Annotated in this window: 13 protein-coding genes; all 13 read left to right on the forward strand. The window is 32.7% G+C overall.

Annotation, left to right across the window (positions count from 1 at the left end; genetic code table 11):
* The first annotated feature begins 188 nt into the window (after positions 1-188).
* Entirely contained in the window at positions 189-1,652 is a 1,464-nt protein-coding gene (locus K6V21_RS11500) for a lipopolysaccharide biosynthesis protein (RefSeq protein WP_408912824.1), read from the forward strand.
* 2 nt (positions 1,653-1,654) lie between these two features.
* Positions 1,655-2,527: an SDR family NAD(P)-dependent oxidoreductase gene (locus K6V21_RS11505; RefSeq protein WP_224321847.1), complete on the forward strand. Its 873-nt coding sequence runs from the start codon at positions 1,655-1,657 to the stop codon at positions 2,525-2,527.
* A 14-nt stretch (positions 2,528-2,541) separates the two neighbouring features.
* A complete protein-coding gene (locus tag K6V21_RS11510; RefSeq protein WP_224321848.1) occupies positions 2,542-4,299 on the forward strand; it encodes a thiamine pyrophosphate-binding protein in 1,758 nt (585 codons plus the stop codon).
* Positions 4,300-4,332: 33 nt separating this feature from the next.
* Positions 4,333-5,322, forward strand: coding sequence for an acyltransferase family protein (locus K6V21_RS11515; protein ID WP_224321849.1), 990 nt, complete (start codon positions 4,333-4,335; stop codon positions 5,320-5,322).
* Positions 5,323-5,400: 78 nt separating this feature from the next.
* A complete protein-coding gene (locus K6V21_RS11520) occupies positions 5,401-6,549 on the forward strand; it encodes a polysaccharide pyruvyl transferase family protein (RefSeq protein ID WP_224321850.1) in 1,149 nt (382 codons plus the stop codon).
* Between the two features lie 26 nt (positions 6,550-6,575).
* Positions 6,576-7,907, forward strand: a complete 1,332-nt coding sequence (locus K6V21_RS11525; RefSeq protein WP_224321851.1) for a UDP-glucose dehydrogenase family protein — start codon at positions 6,576-6,578, stop codon at positions 7,905-7,907.
* Positions 7,900-8,925, forward strand: coding sequence for a glycosyltransferase family 2 protein (locus tag K6V21_RS11530; RefSeq protein ID WP_224321852.1), 1,026 nt, complete (start codon positions 7,900-7,902; stop codon positions 8,923-8,925). The genes K6V21_RS11525 and K6V21_RS11530 overlap by 8 nt, the downstream gene beginning before the upstream one ends.
* 172 nt (positions 8,926-9,097) lie before the next feature.
* On the forward strand, positions 9,098-10,123 hold the full coding sequence (locus K6V21_RS11535) for a glycosyltransferase family 2 protein (protein ID WP_224321853.1): 1,026 nt from the start codon (positions 9,098-9,100) through the stop codon (positions 10,121-10,123).
* 14 nt (positions 10,124-10,137) lie between these two features.
* Positions 10,138-11,349 (forward strand): hypothetical protein, encoded by a 1,212-nt coding sequence (locus tag K6V21_RS11540; protein WP_224321854.1) that lies wholly within the window; start codon positions 10,138-10,140, stop codon positions 11,347-11,349.
* Positions 11,324-12,049, forward strand: a complete 726-nt coding sequence (locus K6V21_RS11545) for a glycosyltransferase (RefSeq protein WP_224321855.1) — start codon at positions 11,324-11,326, stop codon at positions 12,047-12,049. Before K6V21_RS11540 ends, K6V21_RS11545 begins: the two co-directional genes overlap by 26 nt.
* Entirely contained in the window at positions 12,050-12,709 is a 660-nt protein-coding gene (locus K6V21_RS11550) for a haloacid dehalogenase-like hydrolase (RefSeq protein ID WP_224321856.1), read from the forward strand.
* A gap of 38 nt (positions 12,710-12,747) precedes the next feature.
* Complete coding sequence (locus tag K6V21_RS11555) at positions 12,748-13,491, forward strand: hypothetical protein (protein ID WP_224321857.1); 744 nt, start codon at positions 12,748-12,750, stop codon at positions 13,489-13,491.
* 4 nt (positions 13,492-13,495) lie between these two features.
* Complete coding sequence (locus K6V21_RS11560; RefSeq protein ID WP_224321858.1) at positions 13,496-14,491, forward strand: NAD-dependent epimerase/dehydratase family protein; 996 nt, start codon at positions 13,496-13,498, stop codon at positions 14,489-14,491.
* Position 14,492: the final 1 nt, after the last annotated feature.

Consider the following 14,492-nt stretch of genomic DNA (forward strand, 5'->3'; position numbering starts at 1 on the left):
AACCATCGGGATAATCAATAATAAACATTAAAAAATAATCCTTCTTTTGACAAATCTTATAAGGAAACCGCTTAAATGCGGCTTTCACTATGGGGCACGTCAAAATAGGATGCTACCTTTATATGTTGCAAAACAGTAAGCGTATAGCGAAAAATACCTTACTTCTTTATATTCGTACTTTTATGATTATGGCTATTACTCTTTATACGAGCCGTGTAGTCTTAAATGTACTAGGAGTGGAGAATTATGGTATTTATAATGTGGTGGGTGGTGTTGTCGCTATGTTTTCTGTTATTTCAGGTTCGCTATCATCGGCTATTAGTAGATTTATAACTTTTGAGTTAGGGTGTGGTAATATTGAAAGGCTGAAAAGTGTATTCTCGACAAGTATCAATATTCAAATTGCTATATCTTTGGTCGTTTTTATTGTTGGTGAGAGTGTGGGAACTTGGTTTCTCAATTATGAGATGAATATACCTTCTGATCGTCTTGTGGCAGCTAACTGGGTATTGCATTGTTCTCTTCTTACGTTTGTTGTTAATTTGATTAGTATTCCCTACAATGCTTGCATTATAGCACATGAGCATATGAAAGCTTTTGCTTATGTCAGCATTCTGGAGGCTGTGTTAAAACTTGCAGTTGTGTATGCACTGTTGTCATCACCTTTTGATAAGCTGTCTACCTATGCCGTATTACTTGTTATAGTGGCTGTTGTCATTCGAATTACTTACGGTATTTATTGTAAACGCCATTTCTATGAATGCAATTATAGATATGTTTATGATAAATTAATCATAAGGGAAATGACAAGCTTCGCAGGTTGGAGCTTTTTTGGAAACTGTGCCTATATATTCAATACACAAGGAGTTAATATTTTAATTAATTTATTCTTTGGAGTAACAGTTAATGCCGCACGTGGAATAGCTACACAATTAAATGCAGCTGTCATGCAATTTGTAAACAACTTTACTATAGCCATAAATCCTCAAATAACAAAATCTTATGCATCTGGTGATCGGAAATATATGTTTATGTTAGTTTGTCGCGGAGCTAAATATTCTTATTTTCTATTGTTTGTGTTCGTTGTGCCGTTTGTGTTGGAGACAGAGGCAATTCTTACTATGTGGTTAAAGGTTGTTCCTGAGTATACACCGGTCTTCATGAGACTGGCAATGTTTGGTTCATTAGCAACATTATTAGGTAATTCCATGATGACTGCAGCGTCTGCTACAGGGAAGATAAAAAAATATCAATTATGGGTAACTATGGTTGGCTGTCTTGTATTTCCATTGACATGGATGGCATTTAAATTAGGATATCCAGCTGTTATAACTTATGTAATTTATATTGCTATTTATATGCTACTTATATTTGTTCGTTTACACATACTTAAGGGGTTACTTGATTTTCCCGTAATGCCATTTATCAGGCAGGTGATATGTAGGCTTGTATTTACCTCAATAGTAGCTTTTATAATTCCTTGTGGAATAATATATAGTATGAATTCTTCTATTTTACGTTTGTGTATTGTATTTGCTGTTAGCTTTTTATCTACTTGTGGGTCAATCAGCTTATTGGGTTTAGAACAAGATGAAAGGGCTTATTTTATTTCTAAATTCAAAAATATAATGTTGAAATTTAATAAAGTATAGTCATGTCTGTAAAAGAGTGTTTGAAAAGGGCTGTAATTTATATTGTAAAAGGTGTACCAGTCAAAAAAGTCACAACATCTATCGTTCAAATTGCTCCCAATGAACTATTGAAGGGCCGAGTTGCATTATTAACAGGAGGTACGAGTGGAATTGGTTTTGCGATAGCTAATGCTTTTCTAAAAAGTGGTGCAAGCGTTGTGATTACAGGGAGGAATGAAAACCGAATTCAGGATAGTTGTAATAAACTATTACAGAATAAGGATTTTCAGAATAGAATATTTGGTGTTGTAATGGATAATACAGATGTAGCTGGTTTTGAAACATGCTTTCAAAAAATATTGTCTCTTTTGGATGGACGAAATGTTGATATTTTAATTAATAATGCAGGCATACGGGGAGGGCACATTGCTACTGTTACTGAGGCTGACTATGATATGATACTTGATACAAACTTGAAAGCAGTATTCTTTCTTTCACGACTTGTCGGAAAATATATGAAAGAAAATAAAATTACTGGTAATATTTTGAATATAATTTCTTCATCGGGTCTTCGCCCTGCGGCCTCTGCCTATACGTTGTCTAAATGGGGTGTGAGAGGATTAACTCTTGGATTGGCAAAATCTCTTATTCCTTATGATATAGTAGTAAATGGATTGGCTCCGGGGCCTACGGCAACTCCAATGCTCATGAAAGATGGTAGTGAAGAAATCGGACACACAAGTAATCCTTTAGGAAGATATGCAATGCCGGAGGAAATAGCAAATATGGCCGTTGTACTGACTAGTGGCATGGGAAGAACTGTAGTTGGTGACATTGTTTATATGACAGGAGGAGCTGGAATAATAACGTTTGATGATATGGATTATAAATTTTAATTTGCAATATAAATATGGGTAACTTTTATACGGATGAACGCAATGTTCAAATAGTATTATTTTTATTGAAAGCTAATGGTATTAAAAAGGTAGTTGCCTCTCCCGGTGCAACCAATATTACAGTTGTTGCTAGTATGCAGAATGATTCTTTTTTTGAGATGTATTCTGCGGCTGATGAACGTTCAGCAGCTTATATTGCTTGTGGACTGGCGGCAGAATCTGGGGAACCGGTTGTTTTATCATGTACTGGTGCTACTGCCTCTCGAAATTATATGCCTGGATTGACGGAGGCATTCTACAGAAAATTGCCTTTAATAGCAATAACTTCCTCTAAAAGTTCATCCATGATAGCTCAATTGGTAGCACAGGTAACGGATAGAACATCTCCCCCTAGTGATGTTGTAAAGCGTAGTGTCTTGGCTGGTATTGTAAAAGACGAAGATGATGAATGGGATTGTATGATTAAGATAAATCAAGCTTTGAGCACTCTGAAGCAGAATGGAGGAGGCCCTATTCATATAAATTTGGAAACGACTCATAGTGATGACTTTTCTGTCAAGGAGCTTCCGAAGGCTCGCATTATTAAATGCATTACAGTATATGATCAATTTCCTGAGATACCTAGTGGCAGAATAGGACTGTTTATAGGTTCTCACAATCGCTGGACGGATGAGGAAAGCGAGCGGCTTGATAGATTCTGTGCTTCCAATAATGCTGTGGCTTTATGTGATCATACGAGTAATTATAAGGGTAAATATAGAGTACTTTTTTCTTTACCACTATCTCAAGATAATTATATCCCTAAATTATCTCAGTTTGATTTGCTTATTCATATAGGTGAAATTTCTGGCGAATATTCTGGCTTAAATTGCTTATATGTGAAAGAGGTTTGGCGCGTGAACGAAGATGGAGAAATTCGTGATACTTTTCATCAATTAACCCATGTCTTTGATATGTCGGAATCTAGCTTTTTTGAACATTATATAAAGTGGGATACGCCTATGTCAGATAGTTTTCTGACAAGTTATAAGGAAGAATATGGGCGGATGCTAAATAAAATGCCTGAAATACCTTTTTCGAATATTTGGGTAGCCAAGCAGCTGGCTCCTCGATTGCCTGAGAATTCAGTGTTACATTTGGGAATTTTGAATACATTACGATCATGGAATTTTTTTGAAATACCAGATTCTGTACTTTCATACTCCAATGTCGGTGGCTTTGGCATTGATGGTTGCCTTTCTACTTTGGTAGGTGCATCTTTGGTCCATAAAGATAAACTCTATTTTGGATTATTTGGTGATTTGGCTTTTTTCTATGACATGAATGTAGTAGGTAACCGTCATGTGGGGGCTAATTTACGAATACTTCTTATCAATAATGGAAAGGGAGTTGAATTTAGAAATTACAATCATCAAGCTGCGCAGTTTGAGGAAGCGGCAGATGCATTTATTGCTGCAGCTGGTCATTATGGTAATCAGTCTCCAGAGCTTATAAAACATTATGCTCAAGATTTAGGATATGAATACTTGTGTGCATCAACAAAGGAGGAATTTGAACAAGTTGTTTCTCGTTACTTAACTTCGGAAATTACTGATAAACCTATCTTGTTTGAGGTCTTTACGAATACAGAAGAGGAAAAAAAAGCTTTGAAAATAGTCAGGAGCATTGAAAGTGATGGCTCTATGGTCATAAAGAAAGCGTTAAAAAATGCGGTTAAGCAAACATTGGGAGAGAAAGCCATTGAGCAGGTGAGAAAAACTTTTAAAAATTGACAATAATTTGAAGTTTTACTGATATTTTTTTTGATGATGGAGAAAAGAATTTATAACCTTGATAATGTTAAAGTTATTTTGATGTTGTTGGTGATTATAGGACATACATTATTGAATTCTTATGGTGATGATAGTATAGAATATATTCGTTTTATTTGTAGATGTTTCACTATGCCTCTTTTTACTTTTATATCAGGTTATTTGACGAAAAAAGAACAAGCGTTTTGGAAGAATGTAAAATATCTACTGTATCCGTGTCTTTTGTTTACTGTGGTGAATGATATACTTCAGATACTGGTTACTCCAAATTATGTATTTTCTTGGAAACAACCAGGTTTTGCAATGTGGTATTTATTGGCATTGTTTATATATCGTGTACTTTTACCTTATTTATTGAGAATTAAGTATGTGCTATTACTTAGCTTCTTACTGTCTTGGCTGGTTGGCTTTATTCCATTTATTGGTAATGACTACTCTCTTTCTAGAATATTCTGTTTTTTGCCATATTTTCTTTTAGGGTATTTTGTCGCCCATGAAAATAGATTTAGTATTATTAAAGATGCAATATTTACAAAGTTAAATTGGAGAGGGTATTTGGTATTTATAGTACTTTTTCTGTTTTGGGCCTTTGTTATAGAAAGATATCCTGGTGTTACTTATGCTACAGGATTTACAAATGGATTTGGTTTGAGTATAAAAGGTTTATTTGTGCGTATTGCTTTACAGGTAACGATTGTGATAACAGGTTTCTGTGTAATGAAAATATGCCCTAATAAGGAGACTTTTTATACAAAATATGGGAGTAATACTATGAATGTTTATCTTCTGCATGCACTTGTCGTTCTTCCTTTCATTTATTTAGTATTTCCCTCATTTGGAGAAGCAACATGGTTTGAAAAAATTGCACTAATAATAGTTCCTACAATTTGTTGTTTGCCTTTATTCAGCAATATAATCAATCAGTTGATGAAAATTATCTTATGTCAAGGTAAAGTTCATAGAGAGAAGATAGCGGATTTATGAAAAGTGATATAAAGGTAAGATAAAAATAAACAAAGAGGATGTAAGATTTAAGTTTTAATAAAAAAAGATTAGGGTTATATGAAAATAGTGTTGTCTGGAATAGAAACAAACAATAAAGGAGCTGAATTAATGCTATATGCTATTCTGCAAGAGATAGAACGTAAGTATCCTGACGCATGGGTATATGTACCTATATATGCGATCGGACAGGGATTAAGTTATATTCATACAAATCTGAAGCTACGGAACAAACCTTTTGCGAAAATAAAGAAAGCTGCGAGGAAACTTCATATTCCGGGAATTTTGCGAAGACTTCATTTGCCTTATTATTTTATTGATGATTCCAGTGCGGTTAATGATGCTGACTATTTTATTGATGCAAGTGGTTTTGCCTTTTCTGATCAGTGGAAACCGACAGATTATATTGTGAAAGTTTGGGAGAAGCAACTTATGGGATACCACAAACAAGGAACTAAAATTATCTTTTTACCTCAAGCTTTTGGTCCGGCCAATTTACCTAACACAAAAAAGGAATTAGCTCTTTTAAATCAGTATGCTGATATAATTATGCCTCGTGAGGAAGTGTCTTTGGGATATTTACAACAATGTAATGTGAATATGAAAAAAGTTCGTTTATTTTTAGACTTTACTTCTATAGTGTATGGGCAATGCCCGAAGAGGTATGATCATCTAAAAAATGGTGTTTGCATAATTCCTAATCTTCGTATGATTGATAAAGGAGTAATATCTCTGGAAAATTATCTTGAGATATTAAATAAGGTGATTGATAAAGCTATTTCTGACGGACATAAAGTTTATTTGCTGAATCATGAAGGTAGGGAAGATGAAGAATTGGCTTATATGTGTAGGGATAAACTGTGTAACCGTATAGAAGTTGTGACTGGTTTGAATGCATTAGAGGTAAAGGGACTTATTGCTACGTCTATATTATGCATAACTTCCCGATTCCATGGAGCTGCATCTGCTTTGAATTCCTGTGTGCCATGTTTAGCGACAAGCTGGAGTCATAAGTATGCAGAACTTTTTAAAGGTTATGGAATGACTGATTGTATTCTTGATGTAACAAATTTAGTTTCATGTATTGATAAAGTTAGTGAATTTCTATCTACTAACAAAAGTCAGGAAATACGTGAACATCTGCGACTGCAACTTCCCGAAATTCAGTCACAAACACAAGATATGTGGAAATGTGTTTGGAGCATATAAATTAATCCAATAATAAAAATGTTTTTATGAATATTGCAATTGTAGGTACAGGCTATGTAGGATTAGTATCGGGTACATGTTTCGCAGAAATGGGAGCGGATGTCACTTGTATAGATATTGATGAAGGAAAGATATTGAAACTTCAGTCAAGCGAGATTCCTATATATGAACCAGGGCTAGATAGTATGGTGAAGCGTAATGTAGAAGCGGGGCGTTTAAAATTTGCTACTGATTTAACTTCATGTATAGATAATGTAGAAATAGTTTTTAGTGCTGTAGGTACTCCACCTGACGAAGATGGTAGTGCTGATTTGAAGTATGTGCTTGATGTAGCCCGTACCTTTGGACAGAATATAAAAAAGTATACGGTATTAGTTACTAAAAGCACTGTGCCGGTAGGTACAGCAATGAAAATAAAAGCTGTAATCAAAGAGGAATTGCGGAGAAGAAATTTATATATTGAATTTGATGTAGCTTCTAATCCTGAATTTTTGAAAGAGGGTGCTGCTCTGAAAGATTTTATGAGTCCAGATCGTGTAGTCATCGGAGTGGAGACTGAGCGTGCTAAAGAGATAATGAATAAACTTTATAAGCCTTTCGTCCTTAATAATTACCGTATTCTTTTTATGGATATTCCTTCTGCGGAGATGACTAAATATGCTGCTAACTCTATGCTTGCTACTCGAATTAGTTTTATGAATGATATCGCTAATCTTTGTGAACTTGTCGGAGCCGATGTGGATATGGTTCGTCGGGGAATTGGCGCGGATGCACGTATTGGGACAAAATTTCTTTATCCGGGTTGTGGATATGGAGGAAGTTGTTTTCCGAAAGATGTGAAAGCGTTGATTCATACAGGGAAAGAGTATGGTTATGACATGAAAGTGATTGAAGCGGTGGAAGAAGTGAATGAGTATCAGAAGAATGTTGTGTTTGAGAAACTCTTCAAGATTTTTGATGGTAATTTGAAAGGTAAAACAATTGCCTTATGGGGGTTGTCTTTCAAACCGGAAACGGATGATATGCGTGAAGCACCGGCTTTGGTTATCATAGATAAGTTGATAAAAGCAGGTGCAAAGGTGAATGTTTATGATCCGGCGGCAATGGATGAATGTAAGCGGAGAATTGGTGATGTTGTCGTATACTGTGAGGATATGTATGAGGCGGTGATTGATGCGGATGCTCTTGCAATGATTACGGAGTGGAAGCTGTTTAGAATCCCTAGCTGGAAAGTTGTGAAAAAGGCCATGAGAGGAAATGTAGTAGTTGATGGACGTAATATTTATGAAAAAACTGATTTAATGATGGAAGGTTTGAGATATACTCGGATTGGATACAATGAATGGGAATATGAATGAAAATATTGTTTTGCCTCTTGTTACAGTAATTATACCGACATATAATTCTGAGAAATATGTTATAAAAACGCTAGAATCTGTAAGAAATCAGCATTATTTGAATTGGGAAGCTGTGATAGTTGATGATGGTTCAGAGGATTTGACTGTTCAGATTATAGAAGAATATATTCAAAATGACTCCCGCTTTCATTTTTATCGAAGAAATGTAGAAAAAAAAGGAGGAAATGTATGTCGAAATTTAGGTATTGAATATGCAAAAGGCACTTTTTTACTCTTTTTGGATGCAGATGATTTACTTGCTCCCTATTGTTTGGAGCAAAGAGTAAAAAAGATAAGTAATACCTCCTTAGATTTGGGGGTGTTTAATATGTATTCTTTTTTGGGGGATAAAAAAAAAGCAAAACTATATTCTAATTTAAATGTAGATAATGTTTTGTTTCATTACTTTGCTTTAGATTGGGTTTGGCAAACCAGTGCTCCTTTATGGAGAAAAGATTTTATTGTGAAAATAGGAGGCTTTAATGTGAATTATTCGCGTCTTCAAGATCCAGAATTGCATTTAAGAGCTTTCCTAAATGTCCCCAATTATAAACTATTTCCAGATTCTATTCCAGATGCATATTATAGGCAGGATTTTTATTTGGATAAAGATATTATTCGTAAAAAACAAATAAATTGTTATTGGAGCATAAAGCAATTCTTACATGATTATATTTTTTCACTACAAGAATATAAAACGTTAAATCCATATATTTATCACAAAACAATGAATGCTTTGATGACAAAGAGCATGATTCATTATTGGAATACTAATGTTGAAGATTATGATGCTTTTGTAAAATATTTCAAAGACGTAAGAGAGAATTGTGATTTTTTTTTAAAGCTTTTATCTAGTGATTTTTTTTCTAGGATATTTAAATTAATTATAAGGGTTGAGTTAGGAAGAGAAGTTATCCTGTGGTTACTTTCTAAAATTAATATCTATTATAATAACAAAATTAGTGATAAACCACTTTGATATCTTCCCCTTTGAATCTTAATGAAAAGAATATTTTTTTAGATGATAGATATGGACTACAACTATAAAAATGAGTAGCTATACAATGATTGCTTACAGTTTCAAGGAATTGGCGGATGCTTAAAAAAAATCACCTAAAGAGGTTAATGTAGTTTTTTATTTATAGACTAATATGTATAAGGTCTCTATTTCTTTCCCGGTATATAATGTGTGTGACAGAGTGGAAAAGTCTTTGTTGTCAGCTCTAAATCAAACTTACTCTAATCTTGAGTTTTTGATCATTGATGATAAAGGAACTGACGATAGTATGTCTATTATTTATGAAGTTGTTTCTAAACATGAAAGAAAGAATCAAATTCGCTTTATATCTCATAAACAAAATTTAGGATTAGGAAGTGTGAGAAATACTAGTATTGATTATGCAACAGGAGAATTCCTTTATTTCATGGATAGTGATGATGAAATCTCTTTTGATTGTATTTCTCTACTTATGAGATATATGGAGTCGTATAGAGTTGATTTTATTGCATCTTCGGCATCTGTTATATTAAGCGATGGAAAAAGGGAGAAAATTGGATATAGTAGCATAATGCATTGGAAGAGTAATGATTCAATTCTGGAGAACGTCTTTATTATGCATAATTCGGTTCCAGTTTATATGTGGAATAAACTTTTTTCATTAGAATTTTTGCGTGGTAATAATTTACGTTGTATTCATTCTTATGTTGAAGATGATTTTTTTACATTTAGGTGTCTATGTTCAGCTAGCTCTTGTTTATGTGTGCCAGATCAGACGTATAATTATATGATAAATGGAAACTCTATTACTAATAACTTAATGAAGAAAAATATTCCTCTAAAAACAGCTCTTATATATGAAGATATTTTCTTGAGAAAATTAGAACTTATTCAGAAAATAGCTAATCGTAAAATAAGAAACTTCATGCTGTATGAAACTGTTAATATAGCCTTGATAAGGATTGGTATGATTGATATTTCAGATAAGATAGATTATATGCAAAAGAAAAATGTGATTGAGAATATGATGCGTTGGCCGACTTTGAATTTATCTTATTTCTTACGACAAAATAAAAGAGTTGTTTTTAAGGTTTGTTTTATGGATCTCATGTGTTTATTTCCTCTTAGTGTCAGAAAGGCTTTAATTATAAAAACAAATAATTATCGAATAAGTAAATAATAACCATTGATATTTTGAAAACATTCTTTTTGGTATGCCTCTTATATATATTCTTTTTTAATCCTAATGTTGCTTCTCTTGGAAGCCTGTTGGTGAGATTGGTTTATCCAATTTTGATAGTTAATGCATTTTGTAGACATTCTGCTTATTTGAAATTGTTGAAGAATACCATAGTGGAAAATTCATTGGTTGTTCTGCTTTTGGCTTATTCTATTCTGTTGTCTCTTTTTGCAAAAGGGAATATCGATATGCTAAAGGGGTGTATCAACCTGTCTTTAGGGGTGTTTTTAACTCCATCACTAATTTTAATATTAGGGTATAGTGGTCGCAATAGTAATAAAATCTTTCGGTTAGTTATCATTAGTGGATTTGTGGCTGTTGCTATAAGTTGTATCTGCTTTATTTTTCCAGAAATCAATGATATTATAAGAAATATACAATTTAAAGAAGATAACAAAATTAGTGAAATATCATATAGAGGCTTTGGCTTTTCTAATGGATTGTTTTTTTATTTTCCAATTATATTATCAGTTATTACTATTTTTTCAATTTCAAGAATTGAGAACAAGGCTATTGTTTTTCTCTTTTTCTTCTTGTTTAACTTTGTCGTCTTGATAAATGCGAGAATAGGATTTCTTCCTTTAATGATATGGGTAATATATAAAATGCTCCATAAAGTGAAGCTTTTCTTTTATATAGTAATAATTTTAATTCTCTTTATATGGGGAGTTTCGTGGTTGGCTTCATATTATGATGATAGTTTATTAGGGTTTGTCTTTAAATGGTTATTGGCTGGAATAGGTCAAATAACTAATCCATTATTGGGGACAAATTTTGATACATTAGGTGAAAATCATTTTGAAACATTGGGGGGTACAATGGTGGTTTATCCTGCTGATTACATTCACTGGCTTATGGGGTCAGGAATAAATTTGTTTGGGCGAGTTGTAGGTAATAATTCAGATGTAGGTTATGTGATACAATTATATTATGGTGGGATTATATTTCTTATGTTATTAATAGGACTTATAGTATTTATGTTCGTGAGGCTATTGAAAAGAGGAACACTGACTAAAAATTATCGCTGTTTTCCATATTTATTCATGGGGATAGTTTTGATAGCAAATGTGAAAGGCGATTTTCTAGTTCAGATAAATAATGGTTTCCTTTTTCTTTTCTTTTGCTATTGTGTGATTTTATATGAAAAAAAATATGTACTTGTTTGATAATCGGAAAATTGTAACAATAATAACCGTAGTATATAATGACATACGGATAGAGGAGACAATCAAGTCTGTAATTCCTTTCTTGACAAATGCAGTGGAATATATCATAATAGATGGTGGCAGTAAGGATGGTACAGAATTACTTTTAAAAAAATATGAATCTTATTTAGCTTATAGTGTTAGTGAAAAAGATTTTGGTATCTATGATGCGATGAATAAAGGCGTTAGTAAGGCTAATGGGCATTATATATTGCATTTGAATAGTGGAGATATTCTATTAGCATTGCCTTTGGAACGATTGATAAATGCTGCATATAATCAAGTCGATATATTATCTTTTCCCGTTTCCATAAATGCCGGTGAGATGATATACAAGCCTCTTTTTGATTGGCGAGTGAAGTTTAGGACATCATTACATCATCAAGGTACATTTTATAGGAAAGAACTTGTTTCATATAATACTTCATATAAAATATTTTCGGATTTTAACTTGAATCAGAATCTGTATATAGAGCATAGGAAAGTCATTTGTTGTGTAAATCCTATTGTTGCTATTCATATGGAAGATGGAATTTCTGCTAAATCGAAAGGGCGAAGGAAAGAATGCTTAAGGGTAATTAAAAATAATTTTGGGATTACTTATTGTGTGGCTTTTTATATTTATATGATAATGAAGGTAATATTGAAACGTAGATATTAAATGGAGCGAGTTATTGTTGATATTTGCGGTACACTATATAAATCCAATACGACATTTGACTTTTTAGATAGGATATTTTATGAAAATAAAAAATATAAATTTTGGCGTAAAGTATCTAGGTGTTTCTTTTTAAGAAAGCTAAATTCTTTGTTGTTCGTTTTATTGCAAAAAGATTTCAAAAGAATATATTTCTTAACCTATTTGAAAGGGTATTCAAAAGATTTATTATTACTCTATGCGCAGGATTTTTTCTGTAATTATTTGAAGCAAAGAGAGAATAAAGAAGTAATCGATTATTTATTGAGTACTCCAAATTGGAGTTTGGTATTAGCGTCAGCAACAATTGATCCAATTGCAAGTATAATAGCTAAATCTCTCAATATATCAAATTATATTTCTTCTGATATGGAATATGATAATTATGGCGTTTGCACAGGTAAACTCAAGAAAGATTTACTAGGTAAGAAGAAAGATGCATTATTAGAAAAAGGCTTTGGGGAAACTTATGAAGCTACAATATCTGATGATTATTGGGATTTACCCTTATTTAAATCGTCTAAATTTACAATAGTTGTGTCAAGCAAGAAACGAATCTCTTTTTGGCAGCAAGTTGCTGCGGAAAATGAATTAACAAATGTGCGTTTTATATGTGTGGATTGAAATTTTACATTCCATTTTTTTATACTTATAGTACGAGAATGGATTCTAATCTTATAGGTGTGTTGAACTGGATATCGCAATATTTGTTCCCAATATTGTTGATTATTTTGTTTGAAAAAGGTTTCTTCCCATTTGTGCCGTTTTTCGTGTTAATATTGTTGTTGTATACCTTATATGAGATAGGATATATTCAAAATGATACAGAAACTATAAAAGAAGAGATAAGTCCAACTTTACGTCTTTCTCAAAACGAACTGCAATATTATGAGAATAACAAATATTTCATTTATTGTTTTCGCTTAACTTTTTCATTATTGCTATCTTTTGTGCTTTACTATGAAATGCCGAAAGCTTTTTACTCAATTTTAATGTGTTGGGGAATGTTGGGGATATATGTTCTGTATAATCAAGTTCGAGGTTATATTACTCTATTTCTGCATTTCTTATTGATGTTAATGCGATATGTTTCTCCTGTTTTATTATTTATTCCTTCAGTTAGCATCAATTTGATATTTTTCTTATCTGTAATATACCCCCTCCCTGCTGTTTTAGTAAGGCTAGCAAAAGGCAAAATTGTAAACGTGTCATCTATATCAATATTTTATCTGAAAGATTATAAGGATAGATATCTTTTTGTACAGAGATATTATACTTTCTTTTTGCTGGTCTATGTTCTGCTTTCTTTGATTGTAACAAGTTTTGCTAATTGGGGATATGTTATGATATTAGCTTATTTCCTTGCAAGAGCTATATTTTTTAATTTATATATAAAACATGGTTAATGGTATGATTTTGATCACTGGTGGATCTGGGTTTATTGGAACCAATCTGCAAGAACTTTTTATAGCTTTAGGGTATTCGTTCGTAAATTTTGATAAAAATGAGCCAACGAAAAAGGATCATTTGCAGTACTGGTTTAAGGGAGATATAATGAATCTTAGTGATTTATCTATCGTATTCTCTAAGTATTCTCCTTCAGTTGTTATTCATTTGGCAGCAGTTACAGATACGGCTAGTGATAATCTGGATGATTATAAAGAAAATACGATTGGTACAAAGAATGTTATAGATGAGATACTTAAGCATCCTAATTTGGAAAGATGTATTATTACTTCTACTCAATATGTTTATAAAAGTTTGAAAAAACCTTTTCCTAGTTCTGATGAGGAGTATGTTCCTCATACTACTTATGGCATAAGTAAAAAAGAAACAGAAGAAATTGTTCGTAATTCACCATTAGAATGTTGTTGGACTATTGTCCGTCCAACTAACGTTTGGGGACCATGGCATATGAGATACCCTGAACAATTATGGAAATTTATGGATAAGGGATGGTATATACATCCAACTAAACGCTCTGTAATTAGAACGTATGCTTATGTGAAGAATCTTACTCATCAATTGAATGGAATATTGAATGCTAAGCCAGATATTGTGAATAAGCAAACCTTTTATCTAGGTGATTTGCCTGTTGATTCAAATATATGGTTATCAGAGTGGATGCTGCAATTAAAAGGACAAAAATTACGATATATATTTCCTTTTGTTATGCGTTCAGCAGCAATAATAGGAGATATTCTAAGAAAAATGGGCATTAAATTTCCAATGTACTCTGTGCGTTATAAGAATATGCTTGAGGATTATTACGCCCCAACTAATGTAACGATACGTCTTTTCGGCTTGTATAATAATGATTTGACATCGAATGTAAAAGAAACAATAGGTTGGTTACACAGAGATGCAAAATTATATTTTGATTATTGGAAATTCAGGTCTAAGTGAG

The sequence above is a fragment of the Bacteroides cellulosilyticus genome (assembly GCF_020091405.1).
Taxonomy (GTDB): Bacteria; Bacteroidota; Bacteroidia; order Bacteroidales; family Bacteroidaceae; genus Bacteroides.